Here is a 26,935-nt window from a genome sequence, read left to right as displayed (position 1 = left end):
AAAATGGCAAAAAGTGAAATCATCAGTGTAGAAAATAATTTAACAAAGAAAGATTTCAGAGGTGTATTCTGGCGTTCATTCACATTACTTGGTTCTTTCAACTATGAACGAATGGAAGGATTGGGTTACTTATATGCATTAATGCCAGTATTAAAAAAGATTTATCGTGATGACGAAGAAGGACTAAAAGCTTCGATGCATCGTCACCTGGCAGCGTTTAACATGACTGTTGCACCTGCTCCATTTGTTATGGGAATTACTATTGCAATGGAAGAACTTGCGAAAAAGGATAAAGAGTTTGATGTAACTTCGATAAACGCAATTAAGGTTGCTTTAATGGGTCCATTATCCGGAATTGGAGATACCTTCTTCTGGGGAATCTTTAGAATTATCGCCTGTGCAATTGCTGTATCGTTTGCTCAGGATGGAAATATTCTAGCTCCATTTGTATTATTGGTATTATTCAATGTACCAAATATCTTAACAAGATGGATTGGATTAAAAATAGGATATAAGAATGGTAGTTCATTACTGCAAGATTTAGAATCATCTGGAAAAATGGAACTGTTTACGTATTGTGCTGGAATTGTAGGGGTAGCTGCAGTAGGATGTATGGTTGCAGCATGGGTAGAAATTTCGACACCTTTAAGCTTTACGATTTCAGGAAGTGAAATTATTGTACAGGAATACTTGGATCAAATTGTTCCTAAACTATTACCTTTGAGTGCAACTCTAATTATTTATGGTTGTCTGAAAAAGAAAATGAAAATTATGCATATCATTGGTGGAATTGTAGTAATTGGATTTATCTGTGGAGTATTAGGAATCTTATAGGAGGAATAAGAATATGGCTATTGTAGATGTTCGAATAGATGACCGTCTGATTCATGGGCAAGTATGTGGATTCTGGATTCCGCACTTTAGTGTAGAGCGAATTGCAATTGTAGATGATGTGATTGTTCATGATGAGGCAAGAAAGACAGCATTGAAATTTGGTTGTCCTGGGAAAGTAAAACTATCAGTATTTGCACCTGAGGCAGCAGCAGATAAGTTCATCCGTAAAATTGATGAAGGCATACGCGTAATGATTTTATGTAATCGACCAAAACCAATCCTGCAAATGGTGGAAGCAGGGTACAAGGTAGATTCGATTACAGTGGGGAATATGTCCACAAAAGATGGTGCCAAACAGATTAAGAAAACAGTGTTTGTCAGTGAAGAGGAAAAAGAAGATTTTAAGAAACTGGCACAACATGGTGTAAAGATTTATTCACAAATGGTACCAAATGAACAACGAGAAGAAATCACAAACGATTTCAAATAAAACGGGAGGAAAAAATGAAAAAACCAACAGTATTAGGTTATATGAAAGATCAACCAAGGGCACTAAGAGAGGCATTAAAACAACAAGACGTATTTGTGAAACCTTTTGTAGAGAAATTACATGATAAAAAAATAAAGAAAGTGATTTTCTTTGGATCAGGTACATCATATAATGCAGCAATTATTGCGGCATATTACTTTAAACAAATCATTGGAATTGCCGCTGAAGCACAATATCCAACTGTGTTTGAAAATTATGAAAAAGCAGATTGGAGCAATACATTACAAAATGATGAAATTCTATTTGTAGGAATTAGTCAGTCGGGTACTTCAATATCAACGGTAAATGTAATGAAATATGCCAAAGCAAATGGATATCAGACAATTGCATTAACAGAGGCATTAGCAAGTGAAATCACAAATCATGTAGATAGTGTTATTCATTTATTGTGTGGTAAAGAAGAAACACCTCCAGAAACAAGAGGATATACAGTTACTTTATTAACTTTATATTTATGGGTATTAGGTGTTGCAAGAGACTGGAATGTCTATGATGATGATACGTATCAAAAAGAACTGCAAGCGGTACAAGATTTGTGCGACAACTATGAAACTGTTGTAGATGAAAGTGAAGCTTGGTATGAGCGAAACAAAACTACAATCGTAAACAGTGATCGTATCTTTGTAATTGGTTATGGTGTTGACTATGGTTCCGTATTAGAAGGAATGCTGAAGATTGGTGAAATGTTACGCTTACCAACCATTGGATTTGAATTAGAAGAATATTCGCATGGACCTACAATGGCATTGTCACCAAGACAGACGTTATTTATGATTGGTTCTGATGATGCAGAATGGGATAGAATGTTAATGTTTAGGGAAACATTTAAGAAGTACACAGACCGCGTGCACTTAGTTACATGTAAGGATAGCGAAGTCGATGATCGAGATATTCTGTTTAGTGTAAAAACAAATAAGTATCTGGCACCACTTATGTACACTGTACCATTCCAGTTTGTATCAGCGAAAGGTGCACAAGACATTGGGATTGATACTGGAGTTAATCCATTCAAAGAACCATTGGCACACTTTGAAGATAGCGAATGATTAAATATGTAATCTTTGATATGGATGGTGTTTTGATTGATAGTGAAATTGTATATATGAAGTTATTTCAATCATTTCTAAAAGAAAATGGAGTAACAGTTCATTTGAATGAACTCCATTTTCTTGCTGGTTCCAGCAGAAAGGTTGAAGATCAATTCATGAAAGAGAAATTACAAATTTCTGAGAATGAAGCGAAACGAAGAAAATATGAGTTTTATAATCGAAATCCAGTAGATTATCTATCCATACGAAAACGTTATGTAGTAGAGTTGTTAGATTATTTAAAAGAGCAGGATATTAAAATAGCACTGGCATCATCCTCGCCAAAAGATAATATAGAAGAGGTGCTCAATGCCTGTGAGATTCAATCATATTTTTCAATTATTGCCAGTGGAGAAGATTTTCATGAAACAAAGCCAAATCCAGAAATATATGAGTATACAATAAAGAAACTTGGTGCTAAAAAAGAAGAGGTGCTTGTTATTGAAGATTCTGTATATGGTATCCAAGCTGGAAAGAATGCAAATTTAAAAGTAATTGCATTAGAAGATAAAATCTTACAACATGATACTTCACAAGCTGATTATGTAATAGAAGATTTATGTGAAGTGATTGATATTATAAAGAGGGAGGAATGAAATGATTGGAATTATTATCATTGGCCATGGTGAATTTCCTCAGGGAATGATGAGTGCAGTAGAATTGATAGGTGGTAAACAAGAAGGGATGCAATATGTTAATTTTCCTGCTACTGATACAGCAACAGAGTTAGAAGCAAACATTCATAGGGCAATTGAAGAATATAAAGATTATGAAGATATTTTTATCTTTTCAGATTTGTTGAGTGGATCACCATTTAATACAGCAGTGATGAAAGCGATGCAAGACAAACGTATTCATCTATATTATGGTGTTAATTTGGGTATGTTGCTAGAGGCGGTTGTGCAGCGAACAATGGGTTTGTCAGCACCACAAATTATGGAAACTGTACTAGAAACAGGAAAAGAACAGATCGGTATATTTGATGTTGATAGAATAAATAATGATGAAGATGAGTTTGATTCATAATAGAACGAAAGTGTTGTAAACTGATGTGATCCGTGCCAAGTAGACTGGTGAAATATATATAATTTACATAGGCGATTTATCATAAGATAGATCGTCTTTTCTTATGCATGGATACTTACTTGTTGTTTCCTTTGTAAATCTCTTTTGTATTCTTAATCCAATTAATTATAATAATAGATAACCTGATTATTGTATAAATTTAACAAACTCTTTACACTATTCCCACAATATTAAAATAAATTACGTGTATAATAGGATAACAAAGTGAAGGTGTATGATGGACTTAAGGACAGAGGATGTAAATTATAAAAAAGGATTATCGACTTGGCAGGTTCAACAAAGAATCAATGATGGCTTAGTAAATACTCCACCAGATAAAGTAAGTAAAAGCAACTGGGATATCGTCAAGGATAATGTGTTCACATTGTTTAATTTCTTGAATGCTATGATTGGTGTTGCTCTTTTTTTAGTTGGTGCATATTCCAACATGGTATATCTAGTTATTATATTAATTAATGTATTGATTGGGATTACCCAAGAAATTCATGCGAAGAATTTAGTTGAGAAACTTACACTGATTGCTGCTGATAAGGCGAAAGTGATACGTGATAGTAAAGAAGTGGAAATTGCTGTTGAAGAGATTGTACAAGGTGACATTATGTTGCTATCAATGGGAGATCAGATTAGTGCTGATGCTACAGTTGTCTATAATGAGATGGAAGTTAATGAGTCACTGCTAACTGGAGAATCTGATGTGATTGTGAAAAAGGTCGGAGATATCTTATATTCAGGAAGTTATGTTGTAGGCGGAAAAGCTTATGCACAAGTGGATAAAGTAGGAGATCAAAGTTTTTCTTCTCAATTAATTAATGAAGTGAAGCAATACAAACGACTTCATTCGGAGTTGATTGATGCAATCGCAAAGATATCACGATTTACAAGTTTTGTGATTGTGCCTATTGGAATTATCTTATTTGTTCAGGCGTATTTTATTCGTGATACAAGTATGTACTTATCGATTGTAAATACAGCAGCGGCGCTATTAGGAATGTTGCCAAAAGGATTGGTATTGTTAATAGGTATTAGTTCAGCGACTGGTGTTATCAAGTTATCAAAGAAAGATGTGTTGGTGCAGGATATGCACTGTATGGAACGCTTTGCTCATGTGGATGTATTATGCCTTGATAAGACGGGAACGATTACGGAAGGTAATATGAAGGTTGTTGATGTTAAGAAGTTTGTGGATGTAGACTTGGATTTAATTATGGCAAACTATGTGGCATCTGCGGATGACAACAATGCAACTTATACAGCAATGCGTCAATATTTTGATAAACAAACAGAAGAATATATAGTAAATGAGAAAGTACCATTTTCATCAGAGAGAAAATGGGGAAGTATTACCTTTGAAGAAGTAGGTAAAATTAGTGTAGGAGCTCCTGAAAAGATGGAACTGAAGACGATTCCTCCAACAGAAGTAACTGTAGCACAAAAAGAAGGATATCGTGTTTTATTGGTTACACAAGATCAACTTCCAATTGGAATGATTTTATTAGATGATCCAATTCGTGCCAATGCACAAGAAGCGTTTGCTTACTTTGCTAAAGAAGGGATCGATGTAAGAGTTATCTCAGGTGACAATCCATTTACAGTTGCAAATGTAGCGAAACGTGCTGGGTTAGTGAATTATAAAGCATTTGTTGATTTATCAAAAATAACTGACGAAGATGATCTTAGAGGTTTAGCCCATACGCATAAAGTATTTGGTCGTGTAAGTCCAAAGCAAAAAAAGATTCTTGTAAATGAATTACAGAAAGAACATACTGTAGCAATGACTGGTGATGGAGTAAATGATGTACTTGCTCTTAGAGAAGCTGACTGTAGTATTGCGATGGCAGAGGGAAATGCTGCTTCCAAACAAGTTGCTCAATTAGTTCTGTTAGACAATGACTTCTCAAGGTTACCTATTGTATTAAGTGAAGGTAGAAGAATTATTAATAATATTACCAAGGTATCTTCTATTTTCTTTATTAAAACAATCTATTCATTCATACTTAGTATCTTATGTATTCTAGCAAATATATCATTTCCATTTATACCAATGCAAATTACATTTATAGATTTAATTATTGAAGGATATCCATCATTCTTTATGTCATTTGAACCGAATGATGGAAAGGTAGAGGGAAGTTATCTGAAAAAAGCATTATCATCAGCTCTACCATTTGCAATCGTAATTATTATAAATTTTGTAGGATTATATCTGTTCCAATCAGATTTGAATTTATCATCAGATGACTTACTTTCAATGATGTATCTGGTTCTTGGTTATGTTAGTGTAATGGCAGTATTTAAGGCATGTCAGCCATTCAATCCACTACGTATCTTCTTATTTGTGAGCGTAGCGATTGGATTTAGTTTAGGAGTATTCCTATTCTCGCATTTCTTGGATGCATCTTTTGTAAGGGTTCCACTACTATTGGTATTACTAGTCATAAGTGCTTGTGTACTCCTTATTGTGCATAAACGAAAATGGAACGAGCGATATCAGAAAAGTGATATTGCAGTTCATCAGAAAAATTAAGTAAAGAAAAAAACATTCGTTTTATTTGCGAATGTTTTTCATTGCCTATTTTATTTGGCGAAGTTTCGCTAAATATTTTTCTTGAGCTTTGATTAGTTCAAGAATTTCAGAATCGTCATCATCCATAACTTGTGCATAACGATCCATAAGGAATTTGTGACTCTTTTCAACAATCTGCTTTCCTTTTTTTGTAATGTGAATATAAGTAACTCGACGATCATATGCCGATGCTACTTTCTTAAGATATCCATCATTTACTAATGTGGTTACAACAACTGACATATTTGCAGTTGCTTTCCCTACGCTTTGAGATAAGGCATTTAATGTTAAATTCTCAACCGTACTTGCCTCAGTAAGGATTGATAACTTTAAGAAGTTCATCCCATACTCTTCATAAAATGGTTGCATGATAATTAGCCCTACTGCTTCCATATCTGTTTTTAACTTTTCACTTTTCTTAATTAAATCCCAATTCATCCATGTTCCTCCGAAACTAATTTGATTGCTGTTCAACTTAGTTGTTACTTATAAATTATAATTTATATATGTTTTTTCGTCAAATGGTATTGGTGGTTTCGTCATGAAATGTACTAATGTTTTTTGTATTTGATAGTTTCTCATATAAAAAGCGATAGTTTTTTCGAAAAACAGATATTAATAACTCCACAAAGAATATGATATTAATAAGAAAACATAGGATTACAAATCCATATAAAGCGATTCTTGGAAGAATTTCAATTGTGTTTGTCAGTAAATAAGACAGAGTATCAACACCGATTGTAAATGCCTGGAAAGTGACTACATATAATAGAAAGTACCGTAATGCATATTGCCATATTCCAGTGTGTTCACTAATTCCAACGACTTTGATGTTCACGATTCGTTTACCAATAGTAGAACCTTTGGTGAATGTAGTGGATAAGAAGAAATATAGGAAATAGAAAAGACCATAAGTATCAATTGTAGTTAGATTAATAAAGAATGAAATAATAGTCAATAATAGTTGAATAACAATATAATCAATGATTAGTGCAGCTAAGCGTCGGAAAAATTTTACATTTTCTGATTTTTTCATCGATGTTTTATCAATTGTTTCTCTGCTTGGTAAAAAGAATGTAAACAATGGTGCAATCAGATAACCACTCAATCCTCCTAATGTATTGATCATTAAATCATCTACATCGAAGAGACGATAAGGGCGAGGGTAAATAAAATACAATCCACTTAATTGAGTCAGTTCAATAAACAAACTTAATAAGAAGGAATATAGAATAGTCCTCTTTAATGAGAGTTTAAAATAATATCTCATATAAACACCAAAAGGAATAAACATTAAGATGTTTAGGAAGGTTGTATAAAACTCCGGATTTCTAATTATATTAATTACCAGTGCAGTCCCATGTAATGATGTATCTGCATTTTTTACAATGTCTATAATGAAATAGAAGGGAAGTAACTGATAACGAGGTGTTGTTAGTTTTGCGACCTCTTCAGGATCTGGTAATGGCAGGATTGCCAGATAATAAATAACCAGAAGGTATAGAAAAAAAGAATAGATGATAAGGGTGCGTAGCCATGGTATGGAACCATATTTGTGATATTGATAAATCATGTATGGAATTGCCAGTAAAAAGGCAATAATTGGAAATGTGATTGCTGCAGTTTCAATGCTAAATAGATATGTACTCATAGTCATCCCTCGCTTATGTTTCTATTATACTTGTATCAAAATGATATTCATAATAAGATAACCGATTTAATGCCAGTATCTTTGGACTTTGGTATAGGGTTTCGCTATAATGAAACTAACAAAGTAAAGTTAAGAGGAGGACTTATGTTTAATCAATTTGAAGACAAACCTTTATGGGAAGTATCAAAAGTATTGTCTGCAGTTGCGATGGGTAATGAAAAAGCCGATATGGTGATTACCAATGCGAAACTGATTAATGTCTGTACTAAGGAGATTATTCCTAATACAGATGTGGCGATTGCTTGTGGTAGAATTGCTTTGGTAAAGGATGCAAAGCATTGTATTGGTGATAAAACTGTTGTAATTGATGCGAAGGGAAGTTATATAGCACCAGGGTTTATGGATGGACATATTCATGTGGAATCATCAATGATGAGTGTTCGTGAATATGCAAAAGCAGTGGTTCCTCATGGAACAATTGGGATTTATATGGATCCTCATGAAATCTGTAATGTACTTGGAATGGATGGTGTGAAGTACATGATTGATAGTGGAAAAACAACACCACTAAAAAATATGGTCACAATGCCATCTTGTGTACCAGCAGTTCCAGGATTTGAGGATACGGGAGCATTTATTGGACCTGAAGAAATTGCCGAAAGTATGAAATGGAACGATGTTGTAGGACTTGGAGAGATGATGAACTTTCCAGGGATTCTAAATAGTACAGATCATGCGCATGGAGTAGTTGATGAAACATTAAAAGCGAATAAGATTGTTACTGGACATTATTCACTTCCTGATACTGGAAATGGATTACATTCTTATATTGCTTCTGGAGTACGTTGTTGTCATGAATCAACTCGTAAAGAAGATGCATTAGAGAAGATGCGTTTAGGAATGTATGCAATGTTTCGTGAAGGTAGTGCATGGCATGATTTAAAAGAAGTAGCTAAGAGTGTTACTGAGAATAATATTGATACAAGATATGCAGTACTTATCTCTGATGATACCCATCCAGACACTTTAGTAAATGATGGACACTTGGATCATATTGTGAAACGTGCTGTAGAAGAAGGAATTGATGTTTTAAGCGCGATTCAGATGGTTACGATTAACTGTGCTCAATGTTTCCAAATGGACCATGAACTGGGTTCTATCGCACCAGGGAAGTGTGCTGATATTGTATTCATTGATGATTTAGAGAAACTAAACATTACTAAAGTAATCATTGATGGTCATGTAGTTGCACAAGATGGAAAGATGGTAATTGATATGCCTGCATATACCTTCCCAGAAGAGGCAACAAATACCATGCATATCAAAGAAACAATAACTCCAGATTCATTTAAAATACTAACAGATAAACAGGCTAAGGCTGAAGTTAGAGTAATTGAAATTATTCCTGTAAAAGTAGGAAATTATGAACGTCATTTAAAACTTCCAGTTGTGAATGGAGAAATTCAGGCAGATCCAAGTCAGGATGTATTAAAGGTTACCGTATTTGAACGTCACAAATATACAGGTACTAAAGGTTATGGATTTGTGAAGGGATTTGAAATAAAAAAAGGAGCAGTTGCTTCAACCGTTGCTCATGATGCACACAATTTACTTGTAGCTGGTACTAATGATGAAGATATGGCACTAGCAGCCAACACCCTTGTAGAGAGTGGTGGAGGAATGGTAGTGGTAGCAGATGGTAAAGTGCTGGCACATGTTGCATTACCAATCGCTGGATTAATGTCAGAGAAACCAGTAGAAGAAATGGCAGAACTAGTTGAGAAACTAGATGATGCATGGAAGGAAATTGGTTGTCCTCATGTATCTCCATATATGACAATGGCATTATTAAACTTAGCTTGTCTGCCAGAATTAAGACTAACAAATCGTGGCTTGGTGGATTGTACAACCTTCCAGTTTGTTGATTTAGAAGTATAAAAAATAAAAAAGCAATTAGCTTAGGGGACTAATTGCTTTTTTATAAACTTCTATCTTTCTTGGAGGGAACTATATGAATATTAACAACTATATATGAGAAAAATTAAGGGAACAAATTAATATCCATACTTTAGAAGTTTACCACCTTCCTATTATTATTTAAGTGGTATCTATATAATAGCACTTTAAAATTATATGTCATTTCATATGAATAAAAACTGTAAATGTGTGGTATATTGGAAAGGAAAGAGAAAGAGGTAACCTATGAATATTAAGCTTATAGCAGTTGATATGGATGGAACATTCTTAAATAGTAAGATGGATTATAATCGTGAAAGATTCAAACGATTATATAAAGAGATGAAAGAAAAAGGAATACATTTTGTAGTGGCAAGTGGGAACCAATACTATCAGTTACGTTCATTCTTTCCAGAGATTCAAAATGAAATTGCATTTGTTGCAGAGAATGGTGCCTATATTGTAAATGAAGGAAAACCATTGTTTTGTGGTGAATTAAGTCGTGATAAAGTATTACATATGATTGATGTGTTAGAAAAAGTAAATCGTGAGAACTATGTAATGTGTGGTGAAAAGAGTGCTTATCTTCACAAAGAAAGCAGTGATTACTTTAAGGAAGAAACAAAGAAGTATTATCATAAATTACAACAAGTCGATAACCTGGCAGATGTAGATGATAAAATCTTTAAATTCTGTGCCGATTTTATTGGTAGTGATATCGAAGAAGTACTAGAGAATCTTTCAAAACAGATGGAAAATATTATGGTACCAGTTTCTACTGGACACGCAGGGATTGATTTTATTATTCCTGGAGTTCACAAAGCACATGGAATTCAGTTACTTCAAGAACTATGGGGAATCAAAGATGAAGAAGTAATGGCGTTTGGAGACAGTGGTAATGATCTGGAAATGTTAGCTCATGCTGGTTATGGTTATGCAATGAAAAATGCACATCCAAAGGTAAAAGCGGTTGCGAAATATGAAACTGACAGTAATGATGAAGATGGAGTACTAAATAAGATAGAAGAAACACTAAATAAAATGTAAAGAGTTCTTTACTTTTTGAAGATTACTGGATATACTATAAATGTAAAGAGGTCTTTACATTTTGCGAGGTGATCTTATGGATGCATTCTATAAAAATTTAGGCTTTAAAAAGATGGATGAGTTGGATCAGAGTATTGAACTGAAATCAGTGCAATGGACATGGCGAGTTACAATTATTCTTATGGTAGTTGTACAATTTGCTGTCCTTGGGTTAATGTGGAATGATAGTATACCTAGTGACTTTGCATTATTTCCAATGTTTGTGATTTCTCTACAAAATTCATTTATGTTTGGTTTTCGCAGTTTCTTTCGATTAAAGGTACTGGATAAAGGGATGCCTGATTATCGAAGTAGTATGATTGCAGTAATCGGAAATGTAGTATTCTGTATTGCTATTATAAGTACAATGATTTTCGTTGTTATTAGGTATCTATAAACGATGAAGAATAAAGTAAAGGAACTAAGGAAAGTAAGTGGATTTCGTCAGGAAGATCTGGCAAGAATTGCCAATGTTTCCAGGCAGACAATTATTGCGATTGAAAATAACAAATATAATCCAACACTGGAACTAGCGATAAAACTGGCAAAAATACTGAAAACGCCAGTAGAAGAATTATTTATTTTGGAGATTGATAACTGGTAAGTAAAATTACCAGTTTTTGTTTGCCCTAAAGGATAAAATCATTTACTATGAGATAGTAGAGAAAAACATATGGAGGAACAATATGGAAGCAACCATTCAAAAATTAATCGATCATCAGAAACTGGCATATTTAAGTTATGTTGATGAAGCAGGATATCCAAATACGAAAGCAATGTTGGCACCAAGAAAAAGAGAAGGGTTAAAAACGTTTTATTTCACAACCAATACGTCTTCTAAAAAGGTACAGCATTTTAGAACGCATTCGAAAGCAAGCATTTACTTTTGTGATCAACGGTTTTTTCGTGGAGTAACATTACTTGGTGAAATGGAAGTATTGGAAGATCAGGCAAGTAAGGATATGATTTGGCAGGAAGGTGATACAATGTATTATCCAAAGGGCGTAACGGATCCTGACTATTGTGTACTAAAATTCACAGTAGTATCAGGTGAGTATTACACTAACTTTAAAGTAAAAGAAATTGATTGTATCAATGAATAAAGGATGGAATAATTTATGATTCAAGATATTACACCACATATATTGAAAAACCAATATACCAAAATGGATGCAGGAAAAGAGGATTATCTGATTTTCTTCAAAGGACGTGAAGTTTTATGTCTGATGGATGAGAATGATAATGCGCATATTCCCAGATTTAAAGATTTAGAAGAATGGAATCCAGATATTTATGGAGATGATATATTTCTGTTTTCTGTAGATGAACGACCATATTTTTTAGTATCTCATTTAAATGTGCCAGAAGACAGAAATTTTAATTATATTGAAATAAAAGAATTTTTGGAATCAAGCAAACGTCATCGTGGGTTTGCGGCAGTAACAGCATTCCAATTATCTAACTGGTATCAGAATCATCGCTTTTGTGGGAAGTGTGGTCATGAACTAGTTCACTCAGATAAGGAGCGAATGCTTCATTGTGAGAACTGTGGAAATATGGAATATCCAAAATTGGCTCCTGCAGTGATTGTGGGAATCCGAAATGGTGATTACTTACTTATGACCAAGTATCGTGGGCGTACAGCTGGATACTATGCATTAGTTGCTGGGTTTGCGGAAATCGGAGAAACGATAGAAGAAACGGTTCAACGCGAGGTTATGGAAGAAGTTGGTTTGAAGGTGAAGAATATCACTTATTATAAGAGTCAGCCTTGGGGATTAACTGATACATTACTGTTTGGATTCTATGTAGATGTGGATGGTGATGATACCATTACTTTAGACGAAGAAGAATTAGCAATTGGCGAATGGATTCATTATAAGGATATTGATCCAACTCGTAAACATTACAGTCTTACAAGTGAAATGATTCAGTTATTTAGAAGCGAAAAAATAGAAAAATAAAAAAAATATTCATATGTGTTTTACATCACTTGACATGATTATCGAAAATCTATAAAATTTCATTATACACATGGAGGAAATATATTGTGGAAGAAACAGACCCGAGTAGTTTAAATGAAGTAGTTTATAAGGAAGTGGGGGCAATGACACATGGTTAATATTATTATTTTAATTATCCTGGTACTGGTAAATGCTTTTTTTGCTGGTAGTGAAATCGCACTTATTTCGTTAAACAAGAATAAAATTCGTTCGCAGATGGAGGAAGGGAATAAAAAATCAAAAATCTTATACAAACTGATTGAAATACCTACCAGATTATTATCAATGATTCAGGTTGGTGTTACATTATCAGGGTTCTTAAATAGTGCCCTGGCATCAGATGTATTTGCGGATGTTTTGGTTGAGTTTATGGTAGGTGCAGGTATACCAATGACTCGTTCAATTGCAATGGTAATTATTACCTTGTTATTAACGATTGTTACATTGATTTTTGGTGAGTTAGTACCAAAACGTATTGCAATGAACAGTCCGGAAAAATTCTCAAATGCAATTGCATACCCACTTTACATTATTTATCGTGCAGTAATCCCATTGGTACATGCATTATCATTTCTTACGAATTTGGTATTGCGTCTAATTGGAATTGATCCAGATAAAAATGATAATCAGGTGACAGAGGAAGAAATTCGTCTGATGGTTGCAACGAGTAGTGAAGAAGGAGAAATCGATGACTCTGAAAAAGAGATGATCGATAATATATTTGAATTTAATGATACGATTGTAGAAGATGTTATGACACATCGTGTAGATGTGGAAGCTCTTGATATCGATACAAGTTATGAAGAAGTATTAAAATATTTTGAAACAGCAAAATATACAAGAATTCCAATTTTTGAAAAAACACTAGATGATGTTGTTGGTATCTTACATGCGAAAGATGTATTAAGCTGTATTTCAAGAATGAATGATATTAGTGAGTTTTCACTAAAAGAAATTATTCGTAAACCAGTATTTGTACCTGATTCAAAAATGATTGATCAATTATTCTATGAACTAAAGGCAGAGAAAACCCATATTGCGATTGTAATCGATGAATATGGTGGAACTGCTGGTATTGTTACCATGGAGGATTTGATTGAAGAAATCGTTGGTGAAGTGTTTGATGAGTATGATGATATTCCAATAGGATATCGTAAAATTGGTGAAGGTCAATATTTAATGGATGGTTCTTTGGAACTAGATGAAGTTGAAAAAATTCTTGATATTGATTTACCAGTGGATGAATATGATACATTAAATGGATTTATTGTTTCAAAACTTGGACGTTTACCTGAAGAAGATGACAGATCATCAGTAGAAGATGAAGGATATCGATTTAGAATTCTGAAAGTTGATGAAAAAGTAATTGAACAAGTGAAAGTTGAAAAACTGGAAAAAAAAGAAGAAAAGGATGAAGACTGATACCAAAATATCAGTCTTTTATGATTCCTTATAACTTATAAGCGTAATGTTTTGACTTCATTATTAGAATTGTTTTAAAATACTGCTAAAGTGTGCTATCATTGTAAATGTAAGAAATGTAACTTACTAATGAAAATGGAGTGATAGATAGGGATTATGAATAACATACAGAGATTACGTTTAGGTTTATATACAACAGGAATACTGATTGTAATATTAAGTAGAATTACTACTTTCATAGAATACAATGTTGCAATGAGTATCGCTTCAGTTATTTTATCAGTAACACTATGCATTGATGCATATGTTTTTATAGAGAATAAAAAGAAGTTTCGAGCTGGATTATGTATATTCTTCTCTGTATTGGTTCTGCTGTTACTTATTTATTTGTGGATATTTAAAATTTAATTATATAGAAACATTTCTTCGGGAATGTTTTTTTCTTAATGACATAGAACAAGGATAATGATAGGATAATTTTAGAGAGGTATATGTTATGGATACAGCACTCATATTACGTCAGAAGTTTGATCGAAATGAATTGAAAGATAATGAGATTGATCAGTTGCTTAATGAATCTAAACTGGTAGAGAAACTGACAAAGGATTATGAAGAAACAACATTCTTCTTAATTTTTCGCTTGTTATGTTTAAGTGAAATTCCATATATTGAACGTTTGAAGTATACACAAACTATATTGAATACCATATCAAATATGATGGCCACTGAAGAAGGATTTTCTTATACTGGAAAAGTAAAAGGGATTGTTCCTTGTTATAATGCCTTGTTACTGGAAGCATATGTTCGTTTAGGCAAGGTAGATTCAAAAGAGGTTAAGAATGCACTTAACTGGATCAAACAATATCAGGTGTTTGATCGTAATCAAGAGACTTCATGGAAATATGATGGAATTTGTAAATATGGTGGTTGTATGAAGAAAACACCTTGTTATATTGGGATTGGAAAAACAGTTCGTGCATTGATTACGTATGCTGAATATATAAATCATCAGGATAAAGAAGTAGAAAGTCTAATAAAACTGGGAAGTGAGTATATGCTTACTCATCATATGTACCAGAGACTTACAACTGGAAAGCCAATTAGCGCTCATATCACGGATATTATGGTTCCTCAGGCATATATGTTATCACTAACCGATTTGGTTTATATAGCAGGGAAGTGTGGCTTGTGGGAAGATGAAAGAACAAACGAATTAAAAAAACTGCTTGAGGAAAAAGCAGTAACTAATAATGAATGGAAGATTGATTATATTTATCAGAATAAGGGATATAAAGCATTTGAGACAAGAAGGAATACTTCTTTGTGGGCAAGTTACTTTATTAATAACAGTTTAAACAAATAAAAAAGAAGCACTTAGAAAGTGCTTCTTGCTGTATCTTGAAGATTATATGAATAATCATATGAGTTCCTTGATTCACTAGGAACAAATGTGGTAATTTCATCATTGTCAAATCCTACTACGAAACGACTAGTATCCATAATAATTGGTCGTTTTAAAACCGTAGGGTTTTCTTGGATGAAACTAACAAGTTCGTTGAACTTTAATTCATCAATATCCTTCCCTAATTCCTTAAATGCTTTTGAACGAGTCGAAATAATATCCTTAGTTCCATTTGGACTACGTTCTAACAAGTACCTGATCTCTTCCTTGTTCAATAGAGTACTTTGAATATTTTTCTCCACATACTCTAAATGGTTCTCCTTTAACCAAGCCTTTGCCTTAATTGCTGATGTACAGCCGAATGATGTATACATTAAAATCATACAACATCCTCCTTTCCTTTATCCACTTACATTGTAGCACAAAAAAAGGGGCGTGCAAGTCAAAACCCTACTTTTTTACTATGAATTAATAAAACTTAACAATTTCTTAACAAAAGGTGGAAAAAACTGTCGGTTTCGTGGCATTTTCGGGAAACTAAATGAATGGTTTTATCATAGATTTTTCTATCACATATTTTAACATTGATTCTTGATAATTCGGATAGATAAAAGAGTTATACTTTAACCAAGCAAACGATAATAGGTTTGCTAGAAGTATTCCCTAAAATAATACTTCATATATTCTCCCTTTTTTTAAATAATTAATAAAGAGCCGAAAGGCTTTTTATTTTTCGCTCTTTATAGATTATGTTATAATGTTGTGATTGGGGGTTGTTATGAGCAAGAGAATGAGAAAGTTTTTGGGTTACTATAAACCATATAAGAAAATATTTTTTACCGATATGGCTTGTGCCTTGATTGCATCTGTGGTTACGTTGATGTTTCCACTTTTGACAAGATACATCGCCAATGATGTACTAACTGCTGATAGTGTTGCATTTGATATTATCCTGCAAGTTGGTGCCGTAATGATTGCATTAGTTATTGTAGAGTATTTATGTAATTATTATATTGCCTATAAAGGACATGTTATGGGTGCATATATGGAAGCAGATATGCGTGATGAATTATTCCAACATTATCAAAAGTTAAGTTTTAACTTCTATGATGATCAAAAAGTAGGTCAGTTAATGACAAGACTTACAAATGATTTATTTTCACTGACTGAATTATATCACCATGGTCCGGAAGATATTGTAATTTCGTTTATTAAGATTATTGGTGCATTTGTGATTCTGATGACAATTCATGTACCACTTACTTTAATTGTATTTGGAATGATTCCATTTATGATAGTGTTTAGTGTTTACTACAACAAGCAGATGAAGAAAGCATTTAAAGCAAACCGCAAGAAGATTGGTGATATCAATGCAAGAATTGAAGATAGCTTATCTGGTATTCGTGTTGTAAAGTCATTTGCGAATGAAGAACAAGAAATGAATCGTTTCCAACATGAGAATCGATTATGGATTGATACAAAACGTAATTCTTATCACAAGATGGGTAGATTCCATTCAGGTATTGGTGCTTTCATCAGTATGCTTAGTGTGGTTATTATCTTAGGTGCTGCATATTTCATTTCAGACAATCAAATGAATGCTGGTGATTTAATTGCTTACCTATTATATATATCGAATCTGACAGATCCAATTAAACGTCTAATTAACTTTACTGAAACATTCCAGGATGGAATTTCTGGGTTTGAACGTTTCATGGAGTTATTAGAAATTAATCCGGATATTGAAGATAAACATGATGCAATTGAGTTAGGTAATGTAGAAGGAAATGTTCGTTTTGAAGATGTGTCATTTCGATACAATGAGAAAAGTGATTATGTACTTCGTCATGTAGACCTTGATGTAAGAGCTGGTGAATATATTGCCTTAGTAGGACAAAGTGGTGCAGGTAAGACTACGTTATGTTCATTGATTCCAAGATTCTATGAAATCAATGAAGGTGATATTAAAATTGATGGCATTTCAATTAAAGATATTAAACAAAAGTCTTTACGTGATCATATAGGTGTAGTTCAACAAGATGTTTATTTGTTTGCTGGTACGATTATGGATAACATAGCTTATGGAAATTTAAGTGCAAGTGAAGAAGATATTATTCGTGCAGCAAAACAAGCCAATGCACATGACTTCATTATGGGCTTAGAAGATGGCTATTACACGGATATTGGGTCAAGAGGGGTAAAACTATCTGGAGGACAGAAACAACGTTTGTCAATCGCCAGAGTGTTCCTAAAGAACCCTGCAATCTTAATCTTCGATGAAGCTACGTCAGCGCTAGATAATGAAAGTGAACAAGTCGTACAAGAGTCACTTGAAATCTTAGCGAAGAATCGTACAACATTTGTTATTGCTCACCGTTTATCTACGATCAAAAACGCAGAGCGCATTGTTGTGCTTGGTGAACATGGAATTGAAGAAACAGGAAATCATGAATCCTTACTAAAGAAGGATGGAGAATACGCAAAACTGTACAATATGCAGTTTCGATAGGATTCCCTATCCTTTTCTTATTCATTAAATTTGTATTTTTTCTTAAAATCTATAAAATATTGATTAGAGGAGAAAGATATGAATACATTTATAGGGATTATGATTCCATTCGTGGGAACAACATTAGGAGCACTTTGTGTGTTCTTATTCAAAGAAAAAGTAAATGATAAAATATTAGCTAGTTTTTTAGCACTTGCTGCAGGGATTATGGTAAGTGCATCGTTTTTTTCGCTCATTCTGCCAGCGCTACAATCAGGTGGAGATGATGCGATTATACCAGTAACAATAGGATTTATGTGTGGAGGTATATTCTTATATATTTTAGATAGGATTTTACCGCACTTACATCCAAATACAAATACAGTAGAAGGAATACCTGCACACTTAAAGAAATCAACGATGCTTGTACTTGCTGTAACACTGCATAACATTCCAGAAGGAATGGCAGTAGGGTTGTTATATGGAGTAGCACTACAAAGTGGTGATGCTGTTTCATTTTCGGCAGCTCTTGCTTTATCGGTAGGGATTGCATTACAGAATATACCAGAAGGTGCAGCAATTTCATTGCCATTAAAGAAAACGGGAATGTCTAACTGGAAAGCATTTATTTACGGTATGCTTTCAGGAATTGTGGAACCAATTGGTGCCGCAATTGCCATCTTTGCAGTTTCACTGGTTGATGGAATGATGCCGTGGTTGTTATCTTTTGCTGCAGGTGCTATGATGTATGTAGTCGTGGAGGAATTGATACCAGAAGCCCATATGGATGAGCATTCACACTCAATTACATTTATTTTTATGATTGGGTTTGCTATGATGATGGTTCTGGATGTTGTACTAGGATAAATTATGAACACAAACGAAAGAAGAGAACAGATATTAAAAGATTTAAAAGAAGCAGATGCACCAATCAATGCGACGGCTCTGGCAAAACGCTATGGTGTTTCCAGACAGATTGTTGTTGGTGATATTGCTATTTTAAAGGCACATCAAAATCCAATTGTTGCCAGTGTGAAAGGCTATGTATATGTAAACAGTGATGAAGATCATTACTATACAATCGCTTGCAAACATAAGGCAGAGGATACAAGAGAAGAACTTTATATTATGGTGGACCATGGAGCAATTGTAGAAAATGTAATTGTAGATCATCCACTGTATGGTGAGTTAGTTGGAAAACTGGAAATTGCTTCTCGTTATGATGTGGACTTATTCATTGAACAGATGCAGTTGCATAATGCGAAAAATCTTAGTGAGATGAATGAAGGTGTACACTTGCACACAATTAAGTGCAATGATGAGGAGATGTTAAAACGTATTAAAGATAAATTAAAAGAAGGTGGCTACTTGTATGAGTAGTTGCTTTTTTATGAGAGGGGATATTAGTTGTCATTAACAATTACGTTAACTTTCCTGATTATTTTATGACCATATTTATCTTTAAGCTGTACATTAATTATATATTCTCCGCTCATCTTAGTGGATATGTTATTTAGAATGCTTAATTTTCCATTTGTATATTCTTTTACACAGTCTATGGGGGATAAGGAATCACCACAATTTATATTGATAGAATGATAACATATGAGTTTCATTTTGTTTTTTGACTGATGCTTATGATTATGATAATTTCTTACTGAAACTATGGATTTATTTTTTATATTCAAACAATAAGTGTCATATCCAGTAAATAATTCTATTAATTGTCTTTCATTTAAGATGATATTAATTCCGTTAATTGTTTGTGGAGCAATAACTCTTTTAAATGACACAGGTCTTACATGCTTTAACAAAATAACGTAATCATTATTATGGGGACAAAGGATAGCAGATTTATCAGACATTCTTTCTATTTTTGAAGTAATCGGAAAAGATAGAAAGATTTCAGAGTCAGTTGTCTTTATAAGAACACTGAAATGCTTCATACCAAATTCTGGAGTAATATTTCCAGAATAGTTTACCAAATAGATACCACCATTTTTAATCGATTTTTTATCCATATCTTACCTTTCTAAGATAAAAATAAAAAAAGGATACTTAACAGTATCCAAACTTTGAAATTCCTAGCTTAACTAGGAATCCCAGACCGACGGAGTGGTTACCGTCTACCAATGAAGATTTTTCAATCCACAGGTTTGTCAAAACCATAAATGGTATAAGACTCTTTAAGACAGTTATTTTATAACTGTTCTTTGTACATATGGTAACAATTTGAAAGGTAGGTGTCAATGATATTTTACCATTTTTTACCCTATCTTTGATATATGATATTGATCTGTAATTTTTGGTTACTATTTTAATTTGAATATTTTTATCTTCTCCCTATCTATTACTCAATTAGCAATCTAAATCCTAAAATAAAAGAACAGAATTTCATTGATTTCTGTTCTTTTATTAATAGGGCTCACCACCCGCATGATAGTTTATTGAGTTCACCACTCATATAGATTAAAATGATATATCTAGATCTTTCATCACTATATTAACAATTTGAATGTGGAGTGTCAACGATAAATCACAGATTAAAAATTAACAAAATTTACTATTTAGTCATCTTTATTTCCTTGATATATACTACTCTAAAACTGTAAGTAATCCTAAAATTAGAAGACATAAATAAGTTCTTTGTTTTATTGTGTTAGTGAATTTATTTTAACTGTGATTTTATATGAAAAACCTTTATAATAAAAAGAGCAGAGGTGAGATATGAGATTAGAAGATATTAAAGATAATTCTGTTATTCTAGCAGATAGTTATTTACATAGTGATATAAGAATGAAGTTACTTGAAAATAGAGAAAGTGTATCGAATGTTTCGATTCTTTCTTTATCTGTTTATTTGGACAGTCTTTGTAGTGAAAAGAGTGAAGCACTTTATTATCGCTATTATCAAGTATTATCAAAGTTAAATCTTACCTATTTTAAAAGTGTCGCCTTAACTGGTGATTTTATTGATGAAGTTTTATTATTTATTAAAAATATGAAACGCTATGATATTGATGTTGAAACATTACCTCAGGAAGATGCTTATCAAAAAGAACTAAAAGATATAGTGGAGGCTTTGCAGAAGATACCACTAACCATTGATTTCCACAAACAGGCACTAGATCGTCAGTCTGATTTTTCTAATGTTTATATTATTGATTATATGCCTGATTTATATAATGAAGATATCTATCGAATGATGATGGAAAAGGGAGCGCTAAAGATTGAAAAAGCGGAACTGATTCCTCAAAATGAATTTTACTATACATTAAATAAGCGTGAAGAAGTGGAAGCAATGGCACGTTATATTATTGAGCATAATGTACCTGTAGAGAAAACAAAACTAACTCTTTTAAATAGTGAATATGAAGGATTTATTGAACAGGTATTTGAACGTTATCAGATTCCTTATTATCTGGTTACTTCATCTGCGAAAAGCAGATTAATATTTAAATATATTGCACTTATACAGTACTACCTGAATCCGAGTGTGGAAACATTGGTAAAAGTTATTGAAGAAGAAGTATTCTATCATCAAAATATTAGTGATTTTCTTCAATATGTAACAATCTTTGAAAAGAATATTCAAGACGATTTTAATCATGTGGAAACAGCAGATATTGTTTTTGATGTAATTGGCAAAGTTGATTATGAACGTTTATGTGAATTAGAAACTGCTGCTAAAGAAGTAAAAGAGATAATTTCTGCACAACTGATAAAGTTGGTTACTTTAAATACAGTAGATGCACTTTTTTATATTGATGAAATAGTGAATGAACATCATAACTTTAAATCAATTGATGATGTAAAGGGAATAAGACAGATTCGTAGTGCTATTAAAGAAGCAGTTCCGTATTTGGATGAAGTACCTTTAGAAATATTAGAACATGTGATTATGTCAATCCAGATTTCAAGAAAAGCAACTGCTGCAGGTATTGCAGTAACTTCACTGCGTCAACCGTTGGGTGATTATGAGTATCATTTTATACTAGGAGCAAGTAGTGATAACTATCCAGCTTTTGAAAGTCTTGGAGGATTATTTTCTGAAGGATATGTACGGTTGTTTAATTATCCATCAGTAGAAAAGCGTTTTGCGTTACATGAAAAGAATTTACAACAAAATCTAACTTCAAGTGAAAAGTTAATAGTCTTTTATGCTACATCAAATTTTGTTGGAAAAGAAAAGGAAGCGTCTTTAGAAATTGAAAACTTTATGAATCAAAGACCAAAACAATATGTACTACCTTTTACAACAAATTCTTATGATATAAATGCACAGTTAGATAAAGAATATAGTAGACAGTTATTTTACCCTGAGGGAATGTTTAAGGGATCTATCAGTGCATATGAAATGTACAGTAACTGTCCATTTAAATATTTTATTCGTCATGGACTTAAAATACCAGAACCTGAGAATTATGAGTTTGAAAGTCGTAGAGCAGGAACACTAATGCACTATGTATTAGAAGTATTTGTGCAAAAGTATGGAAAAGCATATGCAGATCAGTCAATCGAAGAAGTAAGTGAATTACTGGATCTTAAAATTGATGAAATATTACGACTGTATCCAAATTTGAAACAGGAAATTCTAGTAGTGAAGCAGAGACTTCTGTTTGCGATAGAGAAGAATATGAAGATTCTTAGTACAATGGAAAAAGAATCAGCACTTATACCTACGAAAACTGAAGCACGCTTTGATTACACGCTACCGCTTCGTGAAGAACAATTACATTTATATGGATATATCGATCGTTTGAATGAAAACAATGATTTCTTATCAATTATCGATTATAAAAGTAGTGCAAGAAAACTAAAAGAGGAAGAAGTGTTTTCATCTTTAAAACTACAGTTATTAACTTATTTGGTGGTAGCTGCTAGAACTCTGCATAAACGTACAGTAGGTGCGTATTATTATTCCCTAGGTAATAAAGTTCAATCAGCAAGTTATGCAAAGTATGTAAAGAAAGATAATGAAATTGAAGTGTATGGGGAAGAAGATTACAATAATGAATTTATCAAGAGTAAAAAACTGGAAGGATGGACTACCAGTGAAGATATTAAAGTTATTGATAAAGAACATCAGTTTGTAAATGGAGTGGGATATAAGAAAGATGGTGGTTATACATCACTTACAAATATCTATGATGTTGATGGATTGGAAAAACTAATGATAAGAATTTATCAGATGTTAATTGATAATATCAAAGCAGGTAAGATGGATATTATTCCAAACTCTTGTGACTTTTGTAGTTATGGCAGTATCTGTCATTATAAAGGACACAAATATGATCGTGAACAATTAGAAGTAGAAGAAGATTTATATATTGTGCATAAAGGAAAAGGGGGCAGATAACATGGTACAGTGGAATGATGCTCAGAAAAAAGCAATCTATACAAAAGATAAAAATATTCTGATTTCTGCCAGTGCAGGTGCTGGGAAAACAACAGTGCTGATTGCTCGCTTAATGCACTTAATTAAAGATGAGGGAATTGGAGTTGATGAAATACTCGCAATGACATTCTCTGAAGCAGCAGCAATGGAAATGAAGAAGCGTTTGGCAAAGTCATTACATGATGAACTTGCAGTAAGTGAGAATCCACAGTATATTCAAACACAATTAGCTAATTTAGATTCAGCGAATATATCAACGATTCATGGATTTTGTCTGAATATTATTAAAGAATACTATTATATGGCAGATCTTAGTAAAGAGCGTATCAATCATCCAATGGATGAATTACAGGCTGGTACATTAAAAAAACAAGCAATGAAACAGGCAATGGATAAGGCATACCAGAATGATGAGTTTGCGAGATTTTCACTGCACTTTACTTCACGACCAGAAACAGGAGGAAGTTTAGAGGGTGAGATTGAAAGTTTATCAAACTTAGCAAATTCAAAAGCAGATCCTGTAGCATTCTTAAATTCTTGTAGATCAAACTATCAACCAATTGAAAAAATAGCAGAAGTGAATTCTGAAATTTTTCACTATTTCTTGGATTCGTTTAAAGTGCCATTAAATCTGTTGATTGATTTAGGTAAGAAAACAATTTTAGAGATGGAAGATGATATACTACAGCCAAAAGTGAATCATTATATACAAGCATTCACATGTTTAGAAAATGAAGATTATGCAACATTCCGTGAGCATTTTAAAGTAGGAATGAAAGTGAAATTACCTGCTGAATCAAAAGCAACGTATATTAAAGAAATTGCAGATAAGGAAAAAGGTATTCTTAATCTGTTGTTTGAAGAAAAGGATTATGTTTTTTATCATAATCAACTGGTAGAAGATATTCATTTCTTTATTTCGATAACAAGTGATTATTTAAAAGCTTATGAACAACTTAAAATCAATGAAGGAGTAATTGATTTTAATGATATGGAGCAATATGCAATTCAGATATTAAAAGCTGATGGTGGATATGTAGCAAATTTATATCGTAAAAAGTTTCGTTCAATTATGGTTGATGAGTTTCAGGATAGTAATGATGTACAGGATGAACTGGTAAAACTGATTGCCAGAGAAAATAATATCTTTCGAGTTGGTGATATTAAACAGTCCATTTATGGATTTCGTCACGCATTACCTTCCATCATGAGAGGGTTAATGGAACAACCTCAAGAGCAAGATGAAGTGATTTTCTTGAGTTACAATTATCGTTCCACAAAAACGATTGTGGATTTTAATAATATTCTCTTTGATCGTTTGATGAATCTAGATGAATTATCTTCTTCTTATTTAGAGGAAGATAAGGTTGCAACTGGTACACCAAAACAGGAAGAAGTTGCTATTCCAGTTATGATGCATTTGATTGATAAGAAAGAAGTGGATGTAGATGGAGAATATACTTCGGCAGAATTAAAGGCTTCTTATATCGCTAATCAGATTCAGGAGCATGTCAAGCAAGGATACTCTTATCGTGATATGGTAATCTTGGTAAGAAGCAATGCCAGAATGGAAGAAATTAAAGAAGCACTGGATGAAGTGAATATCCCTTGTTTCTATAATAAGAAGCAAGGATTCTACGATAGTAAAAGTGTACAGACAATTATCAGTTATTTAAAAGCGCTTGTGAATCCATATGATGATTTACAGTTTGTATCAATTCTAACTTCAGAGTTATATCAATTTGATGTAAATGACTTAGCGAAAGCTCAGCTTGAACGTGATAAAACATCGTATGTAAATTACTACAAAGAGGATTCTAGATTAGAAAGTTTCTTTGCTTTACGTAAACAACTGTACTCAAGTAAATTAAGTGAGTTACTTCAAACTATTTATAATATTAATAATTACTATATGGAATATCAAAGTGCGCAGGAACGTGCGAATCTGGATATGCTATATGAAATGGTATGTGCTTATGAAAAAGATGAAGCACTTTCCATCAATGGATTCTTGAATTATTTAGAAAATCAAAAAGGTTTAGAAATTGGAGAAGCTATGCCAATCGGAGCGAACGATGATGTTGTTCGTATTATGAGTATTCATAAATCTAAAGGACTTCAGTTTAGAGTAGTATTCTTATACTCATCGAATAGTTTTGGAATACACGCAAGTGAAGGTGTTACGAGTGTAGATGAAGAATTAAAATTGGGTATGAAATATCTAGATTTAAAACTACTGGTTCGTTATCCAACAATTACATCTCTGGCAATTCGTCAAAAGCAACTGCAGGAATATTTAGAGGAAGAACAAAGATTGCTTTATGTTGCAACGACAAGAGCTCAGGAAGTGCTTCATATTGTGGATGTAGGAAAAGACAGTTCAGTTGAAGAATATTCAATCAATGAATTTTATAAGCTAAAAGGCTATACAGGATGGATTCAAAAAGCATTCGCAATTGAACCATCACCACTCTTTGAATATCGATATGTAAATGAGATGTGGGAAAGTGAAGTAATGGAACAACAAGTCCAAAGCTATAAGTTCAAACCATATCAGGGAACAGTAAGTGAAGTTGGTTTCTTATCTCCAAGTGATACAGAAATGAAAATTACCAAACCACAGGAATTTACAATGCAAGAGGATTTAGGTTTCGAGAGAGGAACAAATCTTCATCGTATGGTAGAAGTACTGCCACCTACTGAGTGGAATGAATCATTGCTAGATGAAGTAGCTTCAAAGGAAATGATTACATTAGATGCACACGATAAAACAGTTCTGTTAGCATTACGTAATCAGCCACTCTTTGAAGAAGCGCTGCAATATCAGCATGTTTATTATGAATATGCATTTATGGTGAAAATGGATGATGGAATCATGCATGGATTCATGGATTTCCTTGCAGTAGATACACAGGATGTTATCATGATTGATTTCAAGAGTGATCGAGGTGTTGATGAGTCAGTTTTATTGGAACGCTATCGTTCCCAGATTGATGCATATTATGACGCATTAATAAGGATGTATAAGAATCATAAAGTTTCAACATACATTTATAGTTTTGAATTAAAGAAGATGATAAAACTAAATTAAATGATTTATAACGTAATAAGAAGAAGCAAATCCCAAGTGGATAAGTTTCTTCTTTTTTTGTCTTTTTAGGAATACTAACAGAAGTGAGAAATAGAAGAATAATATAAAAGGAAACATTATAGTTGATAAGTGAAAACTATTTCATTTTGCTTTATTGGTGCACCATTTTCTTATAAAAAAAGACAATTTAAATGAACGAAAGCAAAATAAATAACGACTAATTTATTGAATAAGGGCAGTAATTTATTCAGATAAAAGAATAAATATATTACTAGTTAAAAACGTTAATTTAAGTTCTGATGGGTATAGGTTTAAAGT

Annotated in this window: 24 protein-coding genes; 20 read left to right on the top strand and 4 right to left on the bottom strand. The window is 32.9% G+C overall.

Going from position 1 to position 26,935, the window contains the following annotated elements:
- The first annotated feature begins 3 nt into the window (after positions 1–3).
- The 6 genes from J2S15_RS04410 (at position 4) to J2S15_RS04385 (ending at position 6,082) form a co-directional block, all read left to right on the top strand.
- Positions 4–834 (top strand): PTS system mannose/fructose/sorbose family transporter subunit IID, encoded by an 831-nt coding sequence (locus tag J2S15_RS04410; protein ID WP_307405819.1) that lies wholly within the window; start codon positions 4–6, stop codon positions 832–834.
- A gap of 13 nt (positions 835–847) precedes the next feature.
- Entirely contained in the window at positions 848–1,324 is a 477-nt protein-coding gene (locus tag J2S15_RS04405; protein ID WP_307405818.1) for a PTS sugar transporter subunit IIB, read from the top strand.
- A 14-nt stretch (positions 1,325–1,338) separates the two neighbouring features.
- Positions 1,339–2,430, top strand: coding sequence for an SIS domain-containing protein (locus tag J2S15_RS04400; protein ID WP_307405817.1), 1,092 nt, complete (start codon positions 1,339–1,341; stop codon positions 2,428–2,430).
- On the top strand, positions 2,427–3,068 hold the full coding sequence (locus J2S15_RS04395) for an HAD family hydrolase (protein ID WP_307405815.1): 642 nt from the start codon (positions 2,427–2,429) through the stop codon (positions 3,066–3,068). The genes J2S15_RS04400 and J2S15_RS04395 overlap by 4 nt, the downstream gene beginning before the upstream one ends.
- 1 nt (position 3,069) lies before the next feature.
- Positions 3,070–3,498: a PTS sugar transporter subunit IIA gene (locus tag J2S15_RS04390; protein ID WP_307405814.1), complete on the top strand. Its 429-nt coding sequence runs from the start codon at positions 3,070–3,072 to the stop codon at positions 3,496–3,498.
- A 277-nt stretch (positions 3,499–3,775) separates the two neighbouring features.
- The gene (locus tag J2S15_RS04385; RefSeq protein WP_307405813.1) at positions 3,776–6,082 is read left to right on the top strand and encodes an HAD-IC family P-type ATPase; all 2,307 of its coding nucleotides are present in this window, start codon (positions 3,776–3,778) and stop codon (positions 6,080–6,082) included.
- 45 nt (positions 6,083–6,127) lie between these two features.
- Here J2S15_RS04385 and J2S15_RS04380 read toward each other — a convergent pair whose 3' ends face one another.
- Both J2S15_RS04380 and J2S15_RS04375 read right to left on the bottom strand, forming a co-directional pair.
- Positions 6,128–6,559 carry a MarR family winged helix-turn-helix transcriptional regulator gene (locus tag J2S15_RS04380; RefSeq protein ID WP_307405811.1) on the bottom strand — a complete coding sequence of 144 codons (432 nt, stop codon included), beginning with the start codon at positions 6,557–6,559 and terminating at the stop codon, positions 6,128–6,130.
- A 79-nt stretch (positions 6,560–6,638) separates the two neighbouring features.
- A complete protein-coding gene (locus J2S15_RS04375) occupies positions 6,639–7,772 on the bottom strand; it encodes a VanZ family protein (protein WP_307405810.1) in 1,134 nt (377 codons plus the stop codon).
- Between the two features lie 144 nt (positions 7,773–7,916).
- Here J2S15_RS04375 and ade point away from each other — a divergent pair, with 144 nt between their 5' ends.
- From ade to J2S15_RS04330, 9 genes are all read left to right on the top strand, one after another.
- A complete protein-coding gene (gene ade / locus J2S15_RS04370) occupies positions 7,917–9,710 on the top strand; it encodes an adenine deaminase (protein WP_307405809.1) in 1,794 nt (597 codons plus the stop codon).
- A 264-nt stretch (positions 9,711–9,974) separates the two neighbouring features.
- Complete coding sequence (locus J2S15_RS04365; protein WP_307405808.1) at positions 9,975–10,775, top strand: Cof-type HAD-IIB family hydrolase; 801 nt, start codon at positions 9,975–9,977, stop codon at positions 10,773–10,775.
- Positions 10,776–10,851: 76 nt separating this feature from the next.
- On the top strand, positions 10,852–11,211 hold the full coding sequence (locus tag J2S15_RS04360; protein ID WP_307405807.1) for a hypothetical protein: 360 nt from the start codon (positions 10,852–10,854) through the stop codon (positions 11,209–11,211).
- Between the two features lie 3 nt (positions 11,212–11,214).
- A complete protein-coding gene (locus J2S15_RS04355) occupies positions 11,215–11,418 on the top strand; it encodes a helix-turn-helix transcriptional regulator (RefSeq protein ID WP_307405806.1) in 204 nt (67 codons plus the stop codon).
- Positions 11,419–11,500: 82 nt separating this feature from the next.
- Complete coding sequence (locus J2S15_RS04350; protein WP_307405805.1) at positions 11,501–11,917, top strand: pyridoxamine 5'-phosphate oxidase family protein; 417 nt, start codon at positions 11,501–11,503, stop codon at positions 11,915–11,917.
- A gap of 15 nt (positions 11,918–11,932) precedes the next feature.
- Entirely contained in the window at positions 11,933–12,778 is an 846-nt protein-coding gene (gene nudC, locus J2S15_RS04345; protein ID WP_307405804.1) for an NAD(+) diphosphatase, read from the top strand.
- 150 nt (positions 12,779–12,928) lie between these two features.
- Positions 12,929–14,239: a hemolysin family protein gene (locus tag J2S15_RS04340; RefSeq protein WP_307405802.1), complete on the top strand. Its 1,311-nt coding sequence runs from the start codon at positions 12,929–12,931 to the stop codon at positions 14,237–14,239.
- 156 nt (positions 14,240–14,395) lie between these two features.
- Positions 14,396–14,647, top strand: coding sequence for a hypothetical protein (locus J2S15_RS04335; RefSeq protein ID WP_307405801.1), 252 nt, complete (start codon positions 14,396–14,398; stop codon positions 14,645–14,647).
- Positions 14,648–14,735: 88 nt separating this feature from the next.
- Complete coding sequence (locus J2S15_RS04330; RefSeq protein ID WP_307405800.1) at positions 14,736–15,602, top strand: hypothetical protein; 867 nt, start codon at positions 14,736–14,738, stop codon at positions 15,600–15,602.
- 11 nt (positions 15,603–15,613) lie between these two features.
- Here J2S15_RS04330 and J2S15_RS04325 read toward each other — a convergent pair whose 3' ends face one another.
- Positions 15,614–16,024, bottom strand: a complete 411-nt coding sequence (locus tag J2S15_RS04325; protein ID WP_307405799.1) for a Spx/MgsR family RNA polymerase-binding regulatory protein — start codon at positions 16,022–16,024, stop codon at positions 15,614–15,616.
- Positions 16,025–16,419: 395 nt separating this feature from the next.
- Between J2S15_RS04325 and J2S15_RS04320 the strand changes: the two genes are divergently transcribed.
- From J2S15_RS04320 to J2S15_RS04310, 3 genes are all read left to right on the top strand, one after another.
- The gene (locus J2S15_RS04320; protein ID WP_307405798.1) at positions 16,420–18,150 is read left to right on the top strand and encodes an ABC transporter ATP-binding protein; all 1,731 of its coding nucleotides are present in this window, start codon (positions 16,420–16,422) and stop codon (positions 18,148–18,150) included.
- 78 nt (positions 18,151–18,228) lie between these two features.
- A complete protein-coding gene (locus tag J2S15_RS04315) occupies positions 18,229–18,996 on the top strand; it encodes a ZIP family metal transporter (protein WP_307405796.1) in 768 nt (255 codons plus the stop codon).
- 3 nt (positions 18,997–18,999) lie between these two features.
- Complete coding sequence (locus J2S15_RS04310) at positions 19,000–19,509, top strand: transcription repressor NadR (protein WP_307405794.1); 510 nt, start codon at positions 19,000–19,002, stop codon at positions 19,507–19,509.
- Positions 19,510–19,532: 23 nt separating this feature from the next.
- On the opposite strand, the gene J2S15_RS04305 is transcribed toward J2S15_RS04310, so the two are convergent.
- A complete protein-coding gene (locus J2S15_RS04305; protein ID WP_307405793.1) occupies positions 19,533–20,150 on the bottom strand; it encodes a hypothetical protein in 618 nt (205 codons plus the stop codon).
- A gap of 706 nt (positions 20,151–20,856) precedes the next feature.
- Between J2S15_RS04305 and J2S15_RS04300 the strand changes: the two genes are divergently transcribed.
- Both J2S15_RS04300 and J2S15_RS04295 read left to right on the top strand, forming a co-directional pair.
- Positions 20,857–23,487, top strand: a complete 2,631-nt coding sequence (locus J2S15_RS04300; protein ID WP_307405792.1) for a PD-(D/E)XK nuclease family protein — start codon at positions 20,857–20,859, stop codon at positions 23,485–23,487.
- Position 23,488: 1 nt separating this feature from the next.
- Positions 23,489–26,617: a UvrD-helicase domain-containing protein gene (locus J2S15_RS04295; RefSeq protein WP_307405791.1), complete on the top strand. Its 3,129-nt coding sequence runs from the start codon at positions 23,489–23,491 to the stop codon at positions 26,615–26,617.
- Positions 26,618–26,935 lie beyond the last annotated feature (318 nt).

It is taken from the genome of Breznakia pachnodae, assembly GCF_030814225.1.
Classification (GTDB): Bacteria; Bacillota_I; Bacilli_A; order Erysipelotrichales; family Erysipelotrichaceae; genus Breznakia; species Breznakia pachnodae.
This window is presented reverse-complemented; position numbering and strand designations above follow the sequence as displayed.

Bases quoted from the DNA above. Each gene is read 5' to 3' on its own strand.
- J2S15_RS04315 (WP_307405796.1), top strand. From the start codon at position 18,229: ATGAATACATTTATAGGGATTATGATTCCATTCGTGGGAACAACATTA.
- J2S15_RS04385 (WP_307405813.1), top strand. From the start codon at position 3,776: ATGGACTTAAGGACAGAGGATGTAAATTATAAAAAAGGATTATCGACT.
- J2S15_RS04400 (WP_307405817.1), top strand. From the start codon at position 1,339: ATGAAAAAACCAACAGTATTAGGTTATATGAAAGATCAACCAAGGGCA.
- J2S15_RS04340 (WP_307405802.1), top strand. From the start codon at position 12,929: ATGGTTAATATTATTATTTTAATTATCCTGGTACTGGTAAATGCTTTT.
- J2S15_RS04325 (WP_307405799.1), bottom strand. From the start codon at position 16,024: ATGATTTTAATGTATACATCATTCGGCTGTACATCAGCAATTAAGGCA.
- J2S15_RS04380 (WP_307405811.1), bottom strand. From the start codon at position 6,559: ATGAATTGGGATTTAATTAAGAAAAGTGAAAAGTTAAAAACAGATATG.
- J2S15_RS04375 (WP_307405810.1), bottom strand. From the start codon at position 7,772: ATGAGTACATATCTATTTAGCATTGAAACTGCAGCAATCACATTTCCA.
- J2S15_RS04410 (WP_307405819.1), top strand. From the start codon at position 4: ATGGCAAAAAGTGAAATCATCAGTGTAGAAAATAATTTAACAAAGAAA.
- J2S15_RS04395 (WP_307405815.1), top strand. From the start codon at position 2,427: ATGATTAAATATGTAATCTTTGATATGGATGGTGTTTTGATTGATAGT.
- J2S15_RS04295 (WP_307405791.1), top strand. From the start codon at position 23,489: ATGGTACAGTGGAATGATGCTCAGAAAAAAGCAATCTATACAAAAGAT.
- J2S15_RS04355 (WP_307405806.1), top strand. From the start codon at position 11,215: ATGAAGAATAAAGTAAAGGAACTAAGGAAAGTAAGTGGATTTCGTCAG.
- J2S15_RS04305 (WP_307405793.1), bottom strand. From the start codon at position 20,150: ATGGATAAAAAATCGATTAAAAATGGTGGTATCTATTTGGTAAACTAT.
- J2S15_RS04320 (WP_307405798.1), top strand. From the start codon at position 16,420: ATGAGCAAGAGAATGAGAAAGTTTTTGGGTTACTATAAACCATATAAG.
- J2S15_RS04335 (WP_307405801.1), top strand. From the start codon at position 14,396: ATGAATAACATACAGAGATTACGTTTAGGTTTATATACAACAGGAATA.
- J2S15_RS04365 (WP_307405808.1), top strand. From the start codon at position 9,975: ATGAATATTAAGCTTATAGCAGTTGATATGGATGGAACATTCTTAAAT.
- J2S15_RS04330 (WP_307405800.1), top strand. From the start codon at position 14,736: ATGGATACAGCACTCATATTACGTCAGAAGTTTGATCGAAATGAATTG.
- J2S15_RS04405 (WP_307405818.1), top strand. From the start codon at position 848: ATGGCTATTGTAGATGTTCGAATAGATGACCGTCTGATTCATGGGCAA.
- nudC (WP_307405804.1), top strand. From the start codon at position 11,933: ATGATTCAAGATATTACACCACATATATTGAAAAACCAATATACCAAA.
- J2S15_RS04390 (WP_307405814.1), top strand. From the start codon at position 3,070: ATGATTGGAATTATTATCATTGGCCATGGTGAATTTCCTCAGGGAATG.
- J2S15_RS04300 (WP_307405792.1), top strand. From the start codon at position 20,857: ATGAGATTAGAAGATATTAAAGATAATTCTGTTATTCTAGCAGATAGT.
- J2S15_RS04360 (WP_307405807.1), top strand. From the start codon at position 10,852: ATGGATGCATTCTATAAAAATTTAGGCTTTAAAAAGATGGATGAGTTG.
- ade (WP_307405809.1), top strand. From the start codon at position 7,917: ATGTTTAATCAATTTGAAGACAAACCTTTATGGGAAGTATCAAAAGTA.
- J2S15_RS04310 (WP_307405794.1), top strand. From the start codon at position 19,000: ATGAACACAAACGAAAGAAGAGAACAGATATTAAAAGATTTAAAAGAA.
- J2S15_RS04350 (WP_307405805.1), top strand. From the start codon at position 11,501: ATGGAAGCAACCATTCAAAAATTAATCGATCATCAGAAACTGGCATAT.